The sequence below is a fragment of the Candidatus Merdisoma sp. JLR.KK011 genome (assembly GCF_036941125.1).
Taxonomy (GTDB): domain Bacteria; phylum Bacillota; class Clostridia; order Lachnospirales; family Lachnospiraceae; genus Laedolimicola.
This window is the reverse complement of the sequence record NZ_JAYWSZ010000003.1, coordinates 2,321,712-2,337,811: the sequence shown is the minus strand read 5'-3', so window position 1 is coordinate 2,337,811 and position 16,100 is coordinate 2,321,712. Positions and strand designations below refer to the sequence as shown.

The window sequence follows — 16,100 nt, the reverse complement described above, 5'->3', positions numbered from 1 at the left end:
AATATTTCCTATATACTGTAGTAGGAACAAGACTTTTTCATAGATATTGAGGAAATGGGATAACAGGCGAATGAAAAGAAGGCAGAAAAAAAGACTGATTAATTTCCTGGCAGGAGTGCTCTGTATTCTCTCTCTGGGAATGGTGATAGGAACGGTATATGCAGGTAATCTGAATCGCAGCAATACGGAAGAGGAAGTCATAGACGAGGGGAAGCTTCTGGGAGAAGAGGCCTTTCGGATGGCGAAGGAGACGGATGCCAGCCCGGAGGAGGAGACGGAAGAGGTCTGGGAGGAAGATCTTCCGGATGACTGGAACTTGATTCTGGTGAACCGTACACATCCCCTTCCGGATGATTTTGAGGTGGAACTGAAAAGTATCGGCGGCGGCCATAAGATTGACGCCCGGGCTTATGAGGATTATATGGCTATGGTGAAGGCGGCAAGAAAGGACGGGGTATACATATATGTAACCTCATCCTACCGCACCATGGACAAGCAGATTGCCCTTCACGAGGCAAAGATCGAGGAGGGCGTGATGATGGATTACTCCTATGCAGAGGCAAAGGAACGGGCTGCGGAGGTGGTGGCTGTTCCGGGAACCAGCGAGCACCAGGCCGGGCTGGCTCTGGACTTTGTATCCTCAGAGTACCGCCGTCTGGATGAAAAGCAGGAAAAGACCAAGGGCTTCCAGTGGCTGAAGGAGAACTGCTACGATTATGGTTTTATTTTAAGATATCCCAATGGGAAAACGGAGGTTACAGGAATTATCTATGAGCCTTGGCATTTCCGCTATGTGGGCGAGAAGGCGGCTTTGGAGATGAAGGAGACAGGGCAGACCTTAGAGGAATATCTGGGCGCCATTCCTATTTCCAAGGGAACCCCGGTGGAATATGACAGTTCTATGGCAGAGAAGAAGAAGCAGTCCGGCCGCCAGGCTGTACCTGTACCTGTGCAGGTGCCGGAGGATACGGCAGTACCGGAAACCGAAGGAGAGGAAGATGAGACAGACGATGGGAATCACGATTCTTCAGAACCCCAGGAACCTGCAGCTCCGGTGATTCCGGAGGCGGCGGATCCCCCGGCAGCACCACAGGAGCCGGAGACGCCGGTCGTTCCGCCGGCAGAGACTGTGCCTCCCCAGGAACCGTCTCAGCCGGAACAGCCGCCGGAGGTACCGCCTCCGGTTACACAAGAGCCGGAGGCGCCTCCCGTCCAGCCGGAGACACCTCCCGAGCCAGAGGCGCCTCCCGAGCCGGAGACGCCGCCTCAGCAGGAAGCGCCTCCTGATCCGGAGCCCCCGGCAGATCCGCCGCAGGAAGCTCCTGTGGAGACGCCGCCGGTTGTCTGAGCAAGGCGGTATCATATCGCAAAAAAGATCCCTCACTCAATGAATGCAGCAGGAGCAGGCATTGGGATGGGGGATTTTGTGAAACTATTAAAATTTTGTGAAATAGGGCAGCGAACTTGGAAATGAATGAAAAATGTGGTAGGATGGAAGGGGACAGGAGATAAGAAATATGTTACGGAAGATATTAAAGCTCTTGACAAGCAGACTGGTGTTTTTCGGACTTTTGCTGTTGATTCAGCTTGTGTGGCTGTTGACCTTTTTGACCAGACTGACCACCTACTCTACGGCAATTTCCGCTTTGTTTACACTGGTGAGCCTTTTGGCAGTGCTGTGGATTATTAACAAGGGAGAGAATCCGGCCTATCAAATGGCCTGGATCATTTTTATCCTGGTATTTCCGCTGCTGGGCGGCCTCTTTTATCTGCTTGTGGGCAATAAGCAGCCATCGAAAAAGATGCGTCTTAAGCTGGAAGCAGAGCAGAGGCGCACACAGGAGTCCGTAAAGCAGGATCCTTCGGTGCTGGAGGAGATCGGGAGCCTGGATGCCGGGGCCAAAGGGCAGTTTTCCTATATGTCAAGAACCTGCGGCTTTCCTGTGTACGGCAATACCCAGGCAAAGTATTATAAGCTGGGTGATGAGCTGTTTCCGGAGCTTCTTTCGGAGCTTAAGAAGGCAGAGCATTTCATTTTCATGGAATACTTTATTGTGGAAGAGGGCCGGATGTGGAACAGTATTCTGGAGATTTTGGAGGAAAAGGCAAAGGCCGGCCTGGACGTTCGTTTTATCTACGATGATTTGGGATGTGTCTCCCTGCTTCCGGCAGGATATGACCTGCAGCTTGAGGCCAAGGGGATCCGCTGTATGGCCTTCAACCCCTTTATTCCCCTGTGGTCTCTGGTGATGAATAACCGGGATCACCGGAAGATTACGGTGATTGACGGACACACGGCTTTCAGCGGCGGCATCAATCTGGCGGATGAGTATATCAATGAGAAGATGCGCTTTGGCCACTGGAAGGATACCGGCTTTATGCTAAAGGGCGATGGAGTGTGGAACTATACGGTGATGTTTCTGCAGATGTGGAACGGATTACGGAAAACGGATGCTTCTTATGAGGCGTTTCGTCCGGAACGCTATCACCCAGAGCCTTTTGTGCCGGACGGCTTTGTGCAGCCCTACGGGGATTCGCCTCTGGATGAAGAGATTGCGGCGGAGAACGTGTATCTCAATATTCTGAATCAGGCCAAGGATTATGTGTATATTTTTACGCCCTATCTGATCATTGATCATGAGATGGAGACGGCTCTCTGCCTGGCGGCCAAGAGAGGGGTGGACGTGCGGATTGTGACCCCGGGAATTCCGGACAAAAAGGTGATTTTCCAGCTTACGCGGTCTTATTATCCTTCTCTGTTGCGGGCAGGGGTGCGTATTTATGAGTATTCGCCGGGATTCCTTCACGCCAAGTCTTATGTCTGTGACGACGAGACGGCGGTGGTGGGAACGATTAATATGGATTTCCGCAGCCTGTACCTGCATTTTGAGTGCGGTACGCTGTTTTACCGGAATTCGATTGTGGCTGATTTGAAGCGGGACTGCCTGGAGACCATTGGGCAGAGCCGGGAGATTATGCCCCGGGATAAGAGACAGGGCTTTTTCGACAGCCTGTTCTGTGCTGTCTTACGGGTTCTGGCGCCATTATTATAAGAAAGCTTGAATGAGAAAGGAACGAAGGAATGAACATTTTGTTTTTTTTGAAACCCAAAGGAGAGCTGGCTTATCTTTATGATGACAGTACGCTGCGGCAGGGACTTGAAAAGCTGGAGCGAAGCGGATTTACAGCGATTCCGGTGATTAACCGGAACGGGGAGTACATAGGGACGATTACAGAGGGGGATATGCTCTGGACTTTGAAGAATAAGTTTTCGCTGGATCTGAGGGCAGCGGAGGATGTGTCGATTCAGACGGTGCGCCGGAGGGCGAGGTTTGAGCCGATTTCTATTGATTCGAATATTGAGGATTTGTTTTCGAAGGCTATGAACCAGAATTTTGTTCCGGTGATTGATGATAAGCAGATCTTTATTGGGATTGTGACGCGGAAGGATATTATGGGGTTTTGTTATCGGGAGTTTATTTCGGTGAAGAATGGGTAGGGGGCGGACGGGTCTGAAGCAAAATAACCCATCAGCCTTTTCCATATCCCCAGCAATAAGGAATCCTCCCACTTCGTGGGTCCCTCCTTATTACAACGGTTCGGACGGTTCGCGAACAGCCGGACACTGGATATTGGAAAAGGCTGATGGGTTATTTTGCTTCAGACCCTGGTTGTGGGGGTGGTAGGTTGGGAGGTGGTCAGGCTAGGGTTTCCCATTGGGTGTAGAGGGTTTCTAGGCGGGTGGTGAGGGATTCTTTTTCTTGGTGGAGTTTCAGGCATTCGGTGGTGTTGGTGTAGATTTCTTCGCGGGTGAGGAGGGTGTCTATTTCCTTGGTGCGGGATTCTAGGGCGAAGATTTCTTGTTCGGTGCGTTTTAGGTCGTTTTCGCGTTTGCGGATTTGGGCTTGTTTTTCTTTTTGCTGTTTCCAGTCTAGCTTTCCGGCTGGGGCGGCTTCTTTTACAGGCTCTCTGGTGTCTGGGGAGAGGGCTGGGGATAGCTCTTCTCGTTTTTCCAGATAGTAGTCGTAGCTGCCGATGTAGTTTACCAGCTGGCGCTCGGTGAGATCCAGGATCCGGGTGGCGGTGGTGTTGATGAAGTACCGGTCGTGGGATACGTAGAGGACGGTGCCGGTGTAGCGGTTCAGGGCTTCCTCTAAGATCTCTTTGGATACGATGTCCAGATGGTTGGTGGGCTCGTCCAGGATTAGGAAGTTTGCTTCGGAGAGCATGAGCTTTGCCAGGGATACACGGCCCCGTTCGCCGCCGCTTAAGTCTCCGATCCGCTTGAATACGTCGTCGCCGGTGAAGAGGAAGGCGGCCAGGGTGCTGCGGATCTTGGTGTTGTCAAGGCTTGGGTAGGCGTCGGAGATTTCTTCAAATAGGGTTTTCTCCATGTGGAGTACGTGGTGTTCCTGGTCGTAGTAGCCGATCTTTACTTTTGTTCCCAGGCAGAAAGAGCCTTCATCAGCATCCAGAAGGCCGTTTAGTATCTTTAATATGGTGGTTTTGCCTGTTCCGTTATTTCCGATGAGGGCTACCCGTTCTCCACGTTTGATTTCAAAATTCAGATCCTGGAAGAGGGACAGGGAGCCGAAGGATTTGGAGAGGCCTTCTACGGTGAGTACGTCATTGCCGCTTACGATCTGGGGCTCCAGGTGGATGTGCATATCGGAGCGTACCTCTGTGGGTTTTTCCAGAACATCCATCTTGTCCAGCATCTTTTCCCGGCTTTCGGCCCGGCGGATGGATTTTTCCCGGTTGAAGGATTTGAGCTTTGCGATGACTTCTTCCTGGTGCTTGATTTCTTTTTGCTGGTTCAGCCAGGCTGTCATCTGTGCCTCCCGAAGCTGGGCTTTTTTGGCGGCGTAGTCGGAGTAGTTGCCCTGGAAAGCGGTTACCTGTCCGTTGTCGATCTCGATTACTTTTGTGACTACCCGGTTTAGGAAATAGCGGTCGTGGGCTACGATGATCACGGCGCCGTCGTAGTTCAGAAGAAAGGTTTCCAGCCATGCGATGGAGGCCATGTCCAGATGGTTAGTGGGCTCGTCCAGGAGAATGATATCCGGCCGGGAGAGGAGCAGCTTTCCCAAGGATACACGGGTTTTCTGGCCGCCGGAGAGGGTATTGACTTCTTTGTCGAATTCTTCCTCCGGGAAGCCCAGGCCTTTTAGGACGCCTGTCACTTCGCTTTGATAGGCGTAGCCGTTTTTCTGCTCGAACTCGTGGTTTAAGCGTGTGTAGGTTTCCAGGGCTATGCTCAGGCTGTTTCCGGAGAGCTCTTTCATTTCCTGTTCCAGGGCGCGGATGCGGCTTTCCAGCTCGATCACGTCTCGTTTTACTTCCAGAAGCTCCTGGTAAATGGTGCGGCTGCTCTCCAGATCCTGGTGCTGGGCCAGGTAGCCCAGGGTTCGGCCTTTTGCCAATACGACTTGGCCGGAATCGGGGGAGAGCTCGTGAACAATGATTTTTAAAAGGGTGGATTTGCCCGCTCCGTTGATGCCTACGATGGCGGCTTTTTCTCGTTCTTCTATATGAAAGGATGCGTCTTTTAATATGGTGTCGGCGCCGAATGAATGATGGATGCTTTGACATGCCAGTATCATGGGATATAAAACCTCGTCTTTCTGTATAAGCGTGCCCGGAATTCTTTTTTATGGGAATTTTGGGTCTTTCTCTATTATAACGAATGGGAGGGAAAAGTCAAACGGTTGTGCAGGGCGGATGTTGGGCTGCGGTTAGTTTGTGAAAAATCCTACAAAGTCATTGACAAGCCTGTGTGCGGCCGATATAATGATAGCAGAAAAATATTTTTGCAGGGCGGTGTTGTAATGGAAGAGCGTGAAATTTCGAAAGCGGTTATTAAAAGACTTCCGCGTTACTACCGATACCTAGGTGAGATTATGGAGAGCGGCGTGGAGCGTATTTCCTCCGGAGAGCTGAGTGACAGGATGCATGTGACGGCATCCCAGATCCGGCAGGATCTGAATAATTTCGGCGGCTTCGGGCAGCAGGGATATGGGTACAATGTCGCCCGCCTGTATGAGGAGATTGGAAAGATCCTGGGTCTGGACAAGAAGTACAATATGATCATTATAGGAGGCGGAAATCTGGGCCAGGCGTTGGCGAATTATGTGTCTTTTGAGAAAAGAGGCTTTGTGATTAAGGGCATCTTTGACGTGAATCCGGTGCTCAAAGGCTTAAGTGTCCGGGGAATACAGATTTATATGCTGGAGGAGCTGGAGGATTTTATTCGGGATCAGGATATTCAGATAGCGACTCTGACCCTGCCGAAGTCTAAGGCGTCGGAGATGGCGGAGCTTCTGGTGAGATATGGCATTAAGGCTATCTGGAATTTTGCTCATGTGGATCTGCAGGTTCCGGAGGATGTGCTGGTGGAGAATGTGCATCTGTCGGAGAGCCTGATGCAGTTGTCCTACAATATTAACCGGTATGAAAAGGAGCATTCTTAGAAAAGGAGTGTTTGCTGTGCAGAGTGCCCGTGTTTTCCGGGATGCTGTACCAGGGTAAGGGAGCTTAAAAGCAAGGCGGCTTTTGGTTCCCTTTTGCTATGTGTTTTTCGGAAACAGGGAAGGTTTCTGACATCTGTGTGCCGGGGAACATATACTATAGTCAGAAAGGAAGAATAGAAATGAGTACCTATACGCGTATTGGGGCTTTTGTGGATCTGAATGCTGTTGATGCGAATCTGGACGCTATTAAGGCAGGCTTGTCTGAGAAAACCAAGGTGACGGCGGTGGTGAAAACGGATGCCTATGGACACGGGGCCTGTGCCATTGCCCGGTACATTGAGAAGAGGGAGGAGCTGTGGGGCTTTGCCACGGCTATGCTGGAGGAGGCTCTGGAGCTTCGGGACGCCGGTATCAGGAAGCCTCTCTTGATTCTGGGATATGTGTACCCGGAGGACTGCGAAGAGATTGCAGGACTTTTGGAGGAGGAGCCGCTGGAGGACGGAAGCTTTTGCACGCAGATACGTCCTGCGGTGTACAGCCTTGAGACGGGAAGGGAGCTGTCAAAGGCGGCCATGAAGCAGAGCGCACTCCTTGGAAAGGAGATTCTGGTGCCGGTGCATATTAAGGTGGACACGGGCATGAGCCGTATCGGGTTTGCGGATACCAAGGAGAGTGTTGAGATGATAAAGGAGATTGCCGGGCTTCCGGGAATCCGGCTAGAGGGGCTGTTCACCCATTTTGCCCGTGCGGACGAGGCGGACAAAACCTCTGTAAACAGTCAGATTGCCCGTTTCCGGGTATTTGAGGAGGCATGCAGAGAGGCCGGGCTTCCTATTCCGATCCGCCACTGTTCCAACAGCGCCGGAATCATGGAATCAAAGGAGGCGCAGTGGGATATGGTGCGGGCCGGGATTATTCTCTACGGGCTTTACCCCTCGGACGAAGTGAAGAAGGAGGGGATGCGCCTTGTGCCTGTTATGGAGCTTAAGAGCCGGATCATCCACATCAAGGAGATTGAACCGGGGACGCAGGTAAGCTATGGAGGCATCTATGAGGCAGACAGTGTCCGCCGGATTGCTACGATTCCCACGGGCTATGGGGACGGATACCCCAGAAGCCTTTCCGACAAGGGCTATGTGCTGATTGCCGGAAAGAAGGCGCCGATCCGCGGCCGTGTCTGCATGGATCAGATGATGGTGGATGTGACGGACATTCCGGAGGCCCGGATGGGCATGGAGGTTACTCTGTTTGGAAAGGATGGAGGCGCAGAGCTTCCCTTAGAGGTCTTATGTGAACTGTCCGGGCGGTTTAACTATGAATTTGTCTGCGATATCAACAAACGCGTGCCGAGGATTTTTGAAAAGCCTGTCTCTCCAAGCCTGCAGAAATGACATAGATTACTGAATACTTCCGATTTTTTTGGAAATACTTCCGATATAACTGGAAACCAGTACAGGAAATCAAGTCGATTTCCTATACCAGTGAAAAGAATTTCAGAAAATCGGAGTGTGAGAAGATTGATAATCCGGCGGGGAGACATTTACTATGCGGATTTAAGGCCTGTGGTAGGATCGGAACAGGGAGGAATCCGGCCGGTTCTGGTGATTCAAAATGATACGGGAAACCGCCACAGTCCTACTGTGATTGTGGCAGCCATTACTTCAAAAATGAATAAGGCAAAGCTTCCCACTCATGTGGAGCTTAGCACCAGACAGTGCCAGATTGTAAAGGATTCGGTAATTTTGTTAGAGCAATTGCGTACCATTGACAAGCAGCGGCTTCGAGACAAGGTGTGTCATCTGGATGAGGGCCTTCTGGGGAAGGTCAATGAGGCCTTGAGGGTAAGCCTGGAGCTGGATACATAATGCTTGCCATCCCAGAAAAATAATGCTAAAATAGATAAAACTGTCTGCCCGCAGGAAGGGTACAGGCTGAAAGAACAAAAGGAAGAGGAGTGTTAGCAATGTCGGGACATTCAAAGTTTGCGAATATTAAGCATAAAAAAGAGAAAAACGACGCAGCCAGAGGGAAGATATTTACCATTATCGGCCGTGAGATTGCCGTGGCCGTAAAGGAGGGAGGCGCCGATCCGGCCAACAACAGCCGTCTTCGTGACGTGATTGCCAAGGCAAAGGCCAACAATATGCCCAATGATACCATTGACAGGGGAATCAAGAAGGCGGCCGGGAATGCAAGCGCCGTGAATTACGAGTATGTATCCTATGAGGGGTACGGCCCCAGCGGAATCGCTATTATTGTGGATGCGCTGACGGACAACAAGAACCGGACGGCAGCCAATGTCCGCAGCGCCTTTACCAAGGGTAACGGCTCTGTGGGAACGCAGGGCTGTGTTTCTTATATGTTTGACAAGAAGGGACAGATTATCATTGACCGGGAGGAATGCGAGATGGATCCGGATGATTTGATGATGCTGGCCCTGGATGCGGGAGCCGAGGATTTTTCCGAGGAGGCGGACAGCTTTGAGGTTATTACAGACCCTGATGCTTTCAGCCAGGTGCGGCAGGCTCTGGAGTCCGAAGGCATCGTGATGGCCCAGGCAGAGGTTACCATGATTCCGCAGACTTATGTAACCTTGACAGATGAAGGAGATATTAAGAATCTGCAGAAAACCCTGGATCTTCTGGATGAGGACGATGATGTCCAGAATGTGTACCATAACTGGGATGAATAAAAAGAGCAGCATAGTTTGAAGGATATTACGGAACTGGAATCGTCCAGCTAAGAAATGTTAAGTGCTTTTGAAAAATAATTTCTGCTGGACGGTAAAGCTGCAAAGGCGCACGAGAGGAACTTTTATGAGTGCCCTTTCGAATAAAAGTTTCTCTCATTACCGGTGTGTCGAAGCAGCTTTACCCTTTCGTGCTGTCGCGCAGCGACTTTTAATAGGAGAAGACAATGGATATTGTAGCGTACGGTGAGTATTATAACATAGCGATGCAGGGAATAGAGGACATGCTGTTTGAGGCGGAGAATCCCTTGGCCTCTTTCAAGAAGAGCCTCTACCCGGAGGCCTTTCAGACATATCTTCGCAGATACATAAATGTGATTGACGCCATTGAGCAGGTTTATCTCAAGTCAGAGACGCCGGATGAGGAATGGCTTGACAAGCTTGCGGATCGCTTGATAGAGCAGGCGTCAGTGCAGCTGGAGCGTATCCCCAAAAAGGGAAAGCGGAACGAACAGCTGATCAATTACAATATGATCCTGGCAGTCTATACATTTCCGGCCATTCTGGAACAGAAGGGACAATCTGCAGAGCCTCTCACAGACCGTATTGTGGAAAAGTGGAACACGGCTTTCCAGACCACGGTGGGAAAGGCAAACTATGAGAAGATTGAGGCCGGCTTCCACCGGAAGCTGTGCTATATCACTACGGCTGTATGTGAGAGCCAGGGAAAGGCGGATAACTGCTACGAGCTGGAGCTGCTCCGGAATTACCGGGATCAGTATCTACTTTCCACGCCGGAGGGGGAGGCCCTTGTAGAGGAATATTACAACATTGCGCCTACCATCGTAAGCAGGATCGGGCGCTCGGAGGCTCCGGCGCAGGTGTATGAAGAAATCTGGCAGAAGTATCTGTCCCCCTGTGTGAAGCTTATTGAGGCGGGAAAAGAGGAAGCCTGCCGGGAACGCTATATGGCTATGGTGTATGATCTGAAAGGCAGGTATATGGCATGAGACAGGATACCATCTGCGTACAGGGAGGCTGGAAGCCGAAAAAGGGAGAGCCGAGGGTGCTTCCCATCTATCAGAGCACGACTTTTAAATACGATACCACAGAGGAGATGGGACGCCTTTTTGCCCTGGAGGACAACGGATATTTTTATACGCGCCTGCAGAATCCCACCAACGACTGTGTGGCGGCGAAGATTGCGGAGCTGGAGGGCGGTGCGGCAGCTATGCTTACCTCCTCCGGACAGGCGGCTAATTTTTATGCAGTGACCAATATCTGTGAGGCAGGCAGCCATCTGGTGTGTTCCGCCAAGGTATACGGCGGCACCTTTAATCTGTATGCGGCTACTTTGAAAAAGATGGGAATCGAATGTACCTTTGTAGACCCGGACGCATCAGAGGAAGAGATAGAAAAGGCTTTTCGGCCCAATACGAAGGCGGTGGTGGGAGAAACCATTGCGAATCCGGCCCTGGTGGTTCTGGATATCGAAAAATTTGCCCGTCTGGCCCATGCTCACGGCTGTCCTTTGATTGTGGACAACACCTTTGCAACGCCTATCAATTGCCGCCCCTTTGAGTGGGGAGCGGACATTGTGACCCATTCCACTACAAAATATATGGACGGCCACGCCATGGCGGTAGGCGGCTGTATTGTGGACAGCGGCAATTTTGACTGGGATGCTTACAAGGATAAATTTCCGGGGCTGACTGCGCCGGATCCCACGTACCATGGGGTGGTATATACCCAGCAGTTTGGAAAGCTGGCTTATATTACCAAGGCTACTGCCCAGCTGATGCGTGATCTGGGCAGTATTCCTTCTCCTATGAATGCATTTCTTCTGAATGTGGGGCTGGAGACGCTGGCTCTCAGGGTGGAGCGGCACTGCAGCAATGCCCGGGCAGCGGCAGAGTATCTCCACGGCCATGAGAAAGTGGAGTTTGTGAACTTTGCAGGTTTAAAGGACGATCCCTATTACGAGCTGGCGCAGAAATATATGCCGGGCGGCACCTGCGGCGTGATTTCCTTTGGCTTAAAAGGCGGAAGGGAGGAAGCGGTGCGCTTTATGGACAGCTTGGAGCTGGCGGCTATTGTCACTCATGTGGCGGACGCCCGTACCTGCGTCCTTCATCCGGCCAGCCATACCCACAGGCAGATGACGGATGAGCAGCTTGCAAAGGCAGGCGTGACGCCGGGGATGATCCGGCTTTCCGTAGGGATTGAGAATCCGGAGGATCTTATTGCGGATCTGAAGCAGGCTCTTGAGCAGGCGTAGCTTCCGGATTTTTCCATAGGAACTGTACCCTTGTCCACTGAGGGTATGGGAGAATAAAAATCAGCCTTATATCTCATACTAATACACAAAATGTATGGGAAGCGAGGCTGATTTTATTTATGAGCGAGAATAAAAAGGAAAAGAATCAGAAGGAAAAGAATCAGAACCAGGAAGAAAAGCAGACAGGAGAGAAGCAGGAACGGCAGGATAAGCAGGTGGAGGAGTACGGACAGCTTACCCTGGAGGATGGGGAGGTGAAGATTCATCTCTTGAATATCATCGGGGAGATCGAGGGCCACGAATGCCTGCCGTCCAACTCCAAGACGACAAAATATGAACATGTAATTCCGCAGCTTGCGGCCCTGGAGGACAGCAAAACCGTGCAGGGGCTTCTGGTGCTTATCAATACGGTGGGGGGCGACGTGGAATCGGGCCTTGCCATTGCGGAGATGATTGCTTCCTTAAGCAAGCCTACGGTTTCTCTTGTTCTTGGGGGAAGCCACTCCATCGGGGTTCCGCTGGCAGTGTCTACGGATTACTCTTTTATCGTACCTACGGGGACTATGATGATTCATCCGGTGCGGATGACAGGTCTCATTATCGGGGTGGCCCAGACCTTTGACTATTTTCAGAAGATCCAGGATCGGATTTCCGGGTTTATCACTTCGCACAGTGGGATTTCCGAGGAGAGGCTGTTAAAGCTGATGCTGGAGACAGGCCAGCTTACGAAGGATGTAGGATCTGTCCTGGTGGGGCCTCAGGCTGTGGAGGAAGGGATCATCAATGAGGTCGGCGGAATTAAGGATGCTTTTGGAAAATTAAGGGAGCTGATACAGGAGCAGGGAGACTTATAAAGGCGGATAAAAGGTTCTTAAGGCTTAGAAGGTTTGGTATTGTCCTGTCTGACGGCGGATGCTATAATACTGCTGAAAGGGAAATGCATCTGTTAGATTATGAAAAGGACAAACAAAAGAGGATAAGCTGAAGGATGGCAAAAAAGAGCAGTTTTCAAAAGGAACTGGAGAGGCTGGCATCAAAACAGATTATCACAGTCATAGGGATTGGATGTCTGTTTTTTTGCGTTGCCATTTTCGGAAACACGCTGATTGAGCAGAGGATGAAACAGGAAAAGCATCTGGACGACGTGACGGGAACCTTCCGGCAGGTCTGTGATTCTGTGGCGTCTTTTCTCCAGGACGAGGAAAATGCAGCAACATTTTTAAACTGTATCCTTGGCCTGGAAAATGGAAACGGCCTTCAGTACCGGATTACGAAATACAATGTGGACGCCCTGGTGGGAATCAATCTGCTCCTGGCTGACCCTGAAGGACAGATTCTCTTCTCCAGCTTTTCCGAGGAAGTGCTGAATCTGCACAGGAAGGAGTTCAACCAGATTGCGGACACCAACGCCAAGGCCCAGGACGGGAAGCTGTACCGGACGGTTTACTTTTTCTCGGGGGAAACCTCGGAATATGTGCTGATTCAACCCCTTTACCAGAATGGCGTTTATGTGGGCAGCGTGGCGGCCTATCTAAAGGAAAGAGACTGGAACCGGCTTTTTCAGAAATACCAGTACGACATTATCCTGACCACGGCGGGGGGCGATGTGATTTACTGCTCCAACAGCAGCTTTACATCAGGCAGCACCGTGAACAAATACCGTCCCAGGAAAATGGAGCGCTACTGCCAGGTGAACGACAGCCGCTACCTTACCGGAAGGCGGTATCTTCCCGAGCAGAATGTATATCTTTACTCCTTTATCTATCAGCCGGAAAACGTAAGCTACATACTCATCGGTATTTTGATCATCTTAAGCCTGGGACTGGTCTGGATGATCCTCTTTTTCCACCTCCTTCAGAAAATGGCGGAGAAAACCTCCCAGTCTGTGCGGACCCTGGTGGAAGAGATACGCCTGATCCGAAAAGAGGATACAGAACATGTGATTGAGATTGAAACAGGCGATGAGATTGAGGAGATTGCCCGGCAGATCAATAAGATGGTTGTGAGTGTCAATGAACTGAACCAGAAAAATATGGATCTTCTGGAAATCAATAACCGCATGGAGATTCAGAACCTCCAGGCCCAGATCAATCCCCATTTTATATACAATACCTTGGACAACATCCGCTTCCTCATTGCCCAGGACGGGAAAAAGGCCGACGAGCTGATTGGAAGGTTTACCAGGATTCTGCGCTACAGCATCAACAATACGAAGCAGAGCACCTCCCTGCAGGAGGATATGGAGTATATAGAGGATTACCTGGTGATTCAGAAAACACGCTTTGGGGAGCGTTTTTTGTACGAGGTGGATATCAGGCCGGAGTGCAGCAGGGTTCTTGTCCCAAAGCTTCTTCTGCAGCCCTTGATCGAAAACAGCCTGAAGTACGGCTTTCGGAAGAAACCGGCCATCCATGTCTTAATCCGGGGATGGATTGAGGAGGAATACCTTGTTCTCAAGGTGGAGGACGACGGGCCGGGGCAGCCCAAATCTACGCTGGAGACTTTACGAGGGATCTTGCATTCCGGAGAAATCAATACCGTACACAACGGCCTTCAGAACATTAACCGGAGAGTGATTCTGGAATACGGCAACGACAGCGGCTTAAGTCTTGAGAGCCAGGAGGGGATGGGATTTGCAGTAACCATCCGCCTGTGGATAGGAGGTGGAAAAAATGTACCGTGTTTTGCTGGTTGAGGATGAGGAGATTATACGAAAAGGAATCAAAAATTCCATTCCCTGGGAGGAATTCGGCTGCAGCGTCATCGGAGAGGCAGGCAACGGGGAGGAAGGCGTAAAGCTCATCGAGGAGCTTCGGCCGGACATTGTGATTACGGATATCAATATGCCTCTGATGGACGGGCTTACTATGCTGTCCCGGACAAAGTTCCGGTATGATTATGCTGCTGTGATTCTTACGGGCTATTCGGAATTCGAATATGCCAGGGAGGCCATTCGCAACGGAGTTTCCAGCTATGTGCTGAAGCCCCTGAATATGGAGGAGATGAAAGAGGCCTTAGAGCAGGCGGTGCTGGAATCAAAGAACATCTATTATCTGCGGCAGCGGAATGAATCTGCCGGGGATACAGGCACACTGTCCCTTCTGGAGCAGGAGAGGGAAAAGAAGATCCAGGACCCTCTGGTAGACCAGGTGCTTGCCTATATTACGGCCAATTATCAGAATAAGATTACCCTCTCGGATCTGGAACAGAACCTTCATTATTCGGAGCGGTATATCAGCCAGAGGTTTCAGAAGGCTCTGGGAACCACGATCATTGAGTATCTGAACCGATACCGTCTCCAGAAAGCCCTGGGAATCTTAAAGGAGGGCGGCATACCCTTGTCGGAGGTGGGCTGGGAATGCGGATTCGGAGAGTACAAATATTTTAATTACGTGTTTAAAAAGTATATGGGCTGCTCGGCCAAAGAGTATCAGAGCAGAATCAGATGAAATACCGAACAGATTTGTTCGGTATTTTTTCCGATTGTTCTGAAATTTAGGTAGTTTACAGGAAAAGAAGCAGATAAAATAAGGGTATAAATTTTAAAGGAGGATTTTATGATGAAGAAAAAGAGTATTGCGTTACTGCTGGCGGCTGTTATGACCACTGGCTTACTGGCAGGCTGCGGCAAGAGCAGCACAGAGGAGCCGGCGGCTCCGGCAGAGACAGAAGCTCCTGCAGAGGAAGGCGGCGAAGAAGAGGGCGGCTCTGAGACAGCGCAGGTAGGCGGCGAGCTGGTGGTTTACTCCCCCAACTCTGAGGGCCTTATCAATGCAACCATTCCCCTGTTTGAGGAAAAATACGGCATTACCGTAGAGGTTATCCAGGCAGGAACAGGCGAGCTGGTAAAGAGAATTGAGTCTGAGAAGAACGACCCGTATGCAGATGTCCTCTTCGGCGGTTCCTGGTCCCAGATGTATGACAATCAGGATCTGTGGGAGCCTTATGTATCGCCGAACAATGAGACAGTCGTAGACGCTTACAAGAATGAGTGCGGCTTTATCACCAGCAACGTTTTGGACGGCAGCGTTCTCATTGTAAACACAGATCTTATTGGGGACATTGAGATCAAGGGCTATGAGGATCTTCTGAATCCGGAGCTGAAAGGCAAGATTGCCACGGCAGACCCGGCCAACTCTTCTTCCGCATTTGCGCATCTGACCAATATGCTGCTGGCTATGGGCGGCTATGAGGACGAGGCTGCATGGAAGTACGTAGAGGAGCTGTTTGCAAACATTGACGGAAAGATCTGCGAGAGCTCTTCCGGCGTCTACAAGGGAGTAGCTGACGGCGAGTATGTAGTTGGACTTTCCTACGAGGATCCCTGTGCACAGCTTGTAAAGGACGGAGCGCCTGTTGAGATTGTATACATGGAAGAGGGCACCGTATATCTGCCCGCATCGGCAACCATCGTAAAGGGAGCCAGAAATATGGACAATGCAAAGCTGTTCATGGACTTTATCTTAAGCGAAGAGGTACAGAATATCTGGGGCAGCACCCTGACAAACCGTCCGATTATGAAGGATGCACAGACCAGCGATTACATGGTTCCCCTGGCAGACATCAAGGTGCTTGAGGAGGATATCCCCTATGTAAGCCAGCATAAGCAGGAGATCGTAGATCACTACACTGAGATCTTTACGGATCTGCAGAGCAATTAAGA

General features: G+C 50.8%; 14 protein-coding genes. 13 read left to right on the top strand and 1 reads right to left on the bottom strand.

All coding sequences use genetic code 11. The features are described from left to right. Window positions 1-70: 70 nt before the first annotated feature. From VV089_RS12545 to VV089_RS12535, 3 genes are all read left to right on the top strand, one after another. On the top strand, window positions 71-1,348 hold the full coding sequence (locus VV089_RS12545; protein ID WP_334336079.1) for a M15 family metallopeptidase: 1,278 nt from the start codon (window positions 71-73) through the stop codon (window positions 1,346-1,348). A gap of 169 nt (window positions 1,349-1,517) precedes the next feature. Continuing rightward, window positions 1,518-3,053 carry a cardiolipin synthase gene (gene cls, locus VV089_RS12540; RefSeq protein WP_172542231.1) on the top strand — a complete coding sequence of 512 codons (1,536 nt, stop codon included), beginning with the start codon at window positions 1,518-1,520 and terminating at the stop codon, window positions 3,051-3,053. Between the two features lie 29 nt (window positions 3,054-3,082). Next, on the top strand, window positions 3,083-3,499 hold the full coding sequence (locus tag VV089_RS12535) for a CBS domain-containing protein (protein ID WP_172542233.1): 417 nt from the start codon (window positions 3,083-3,085) through the stop codon (window positions 3,497-3,499). A 199-nt stretch (window positions 3,500-3,698) separates the two neighbouring features. Here the strand turns inward: VV089_RS12535 and VV089_RS12530 are convergent, their stop codons facing one another. Beyond that, window positions 3,699-5,603, bottom strand: a complete 1,905-nt coding sequence (locus VV089_RS12530; RefSeq protein ID WP_172542235.1) for an ABC-F family ATP-binding cassette domain-containing protein — start codon at window positions 5,601-5,603, stop codon at window positions 3,699-3,701. 225 nt (window positions 5,604-5,828) lie between these two features. Here VV089_RS12530 and VV089_RS12525 point away from each other — a divergent pair, with 225 nt between their 5' ends. From VV089_RS12525 to VV089_RS12480, 10 genes are all read left to right on the top strand, one after another. Further along, window positions 5,829-6,470 carry a redox-sensing transcriptional repressor Rex gene (locus tag VV089_RS12525; RefSeq protein WP_334336078.1) on the top strand — a complete coding sequence of 214 codons (642 nt, stop codon included), beginning with the start codon at window positions 5,829-5,831 and terminating at the stop codon, window positions 6,468-6,470. Window positions 6,471-6,649: 179 nt separating this feature from the next. Continuing rightward, on the top strand, window positions 6,650-7,861 hold the full coding sequence (gene alr, locus VV089_RS12520; RefSeq protein ID WP_334336077.1) for an alanine racemase: 1,212 nt from the start codon (window positions 6,650-6,652) through the stop codon (window positions 7,859-7,861). Between the two features lie 126 nt (window positions 7,862-7,987). Beyond that, entirely contained in the window at window positions 7,988-8,335 is a 348-nt protein-coding gene (locus VV089_RS12515; protein WP_172542249.1) for a type II toxin-antitoxin system PemK/MazF family toxin, read from the top strand. Between the two features lie 98 nt (window positions 8,336-8,433). Then, a complete protein-coding gene (locus VV089_RS12510; protein ID WP_172542241.1) occupies window positions 8,434-9,162 on the top strand; it encodes a YebC/PmpR family DNA-binding transcriptional regulator in 729 nt (242 codons plus the stop codon). 224 nt (window positions 9,163-9,386) lie between these two features. Beyond that, the gene (locus VV089_RS12505; protein ID WP_334336076.1) at window positions 9,387-10,169 is read left to right on the top strand and encodes a CFI-box-CTERM domain-containing protein; all 783 of its coding nucleotides are present in this window, start codon (window positions 9,387-9,389) and stop codon (window positions 10,167-10,169) included. Next, window positions 10,166-11,437: an O-acetylhomoserine aminocarboxypropyltransferase/cysteine synthase family protein gene (locus tag VV089_RS12500; RefSeq protein WP_334336075.1), complete on the top strand. Its 1,272-nt coding sequence runs from the start codon at window positions 10,166-10,168 to the stop codon at window positions 11,435-11,437. The genes VV089_RS12505 and VV089_RS12500 overlap by 4 nt, the downstream gene beginning before the upstream one ends. A gap of 119 nt (window positions 11,438-11,556) precedes the next feature. Further along, a complete protein-coding gene (locus VV089_RS12495; protein ID WP_172543703.1) occupies window positions 11,557-12,291 on the top strand; it encodes a ClpP family protease in 735 nt (244 codons plus the stop codon). A 134-nt stretch (window positions 12,292-12,425) separates the two neighbouring features. Next, a complete protein-coding gene (locus tag VV089_RS12490; RefSeq protein WP_334336074.1) occupies window positions 12,426-14,132 on the top strand; it encodes a sensor histidine kinase in 1,707 nt (568 codons plus the stop codon). Beyond that, entirely contained in the window at window positions 14,110-14,886 is a 777-nt protein-coding gene (locus VV089_RS12485; RefSeq protein ID WP_172543701.1) for a response regulator transcription factor, read from the top strand. The genes VV089_RS12490 and VV089_RS12485 overlap by 23 nt, the downstream gene beginning before the upstream one ends. A gap of 108 nt (window positions 14,887-14,994) precedes the next feature. Beyond that, the gene (locus VV089_RS12480) at window positions 14,995-16,098 is read left to right on the top strand and encodes an ABC transporter substrate-binding protein (RefSeq protein ID WP_334336073.1); all 1,104 of its coding nucleotides are present in this window, start codon (window positions 14,995-14,997) and stop codon (window positions 16,096-16,098) included. Window positions 16,099-16,100: the final 2 nt, after the last annotated feature.

Coding starts and splice junctions, on each gene's coding strand:
- VV089_RS12490 (WP_334336074.1), top strand. CDS start 12,426: ATGGCAAAAAAGAGCAGTTTTCAAAAGGAACTGGAGAGGCTGGCATCA.
- VV089_RS12480 (WP_334336073.1), top strand. CDS start 14,995: ATGATGAAGAAAAAGAGTATTGCGTTACTGCTGGCGGCTGTTATGACC.
- VV089_RS12510 (WP_172542241.1), top strand. CDS start 8,434: ATGTCGGGACATTCAAAGTTTGCGAATATTAAGCATAAAAAAGAGAAA.
- VV089_RS12525 (WP_334336078.1), top strand. CDS start 5,829: ATGGAAGAGCGTGAAATTTCGAAAGCGGTTATTAAAAGACTTCCGCGT.
- VV089_RS12535 (WP_172542233.1), top strand. CDS start 3,083: ATGAACATTTTGTTTTTTTTGAAACCCAAAGGAGAGCTGGCTTATCTT.
- alr (WP_334336077.1), top strand. CDS start 6,650: ATGAGTACCTATACGCGTATTGGGGCTTTTGTGGATCTGAATGCTGTT.
- VV089_RS12545 (WP_334336079.1), top strand. CDS start 71: ATGAAAAGAAGGCAGAAAAAAAGACTGATTAATTTCCTGGCAGGAGTG.
- VV089_RS12505 (WP_334336076.1), top strand. CDS start 9,387: ATGGATATTGTAGCGTACGGTGAGTATTATAACATAGCGATGCAGGGA.
- VV089_RS12500 (WP_334336075.1), top strand. CDS start 10,166: ATGAGACAGGATACCATCTGCGTACAGGGAGGCTGGAAGCCGAAAAAG.
- VV089_RS12530 (WP_172542235.1), bottom strand. CDS start 5,603: ATGATACTGGCATGTCAAAGCATCCATCATTCATTCGGCGCCGACACC.
- VV089_RS12485 (WP_172543701.1), top strand. CDS start 14,110: ATGTACCGTGTTTTGCTGGTTGAGGATGAGGAGATTATACGAAAAGGA.
- cls (WP_172542231.1), top strand. CDS start 1,518: ATGTTACGGAAGATATTAAAGCTCTTGACAAGCAGACTGGTGTTTTTC.
- VV089_RS12495 (WP_172543703.1), top strand. CDS start 11,557: ATGAGCGAGAATAAAAAGGAAAAGAATCAGAAGGAAAAGAATCAGAAC.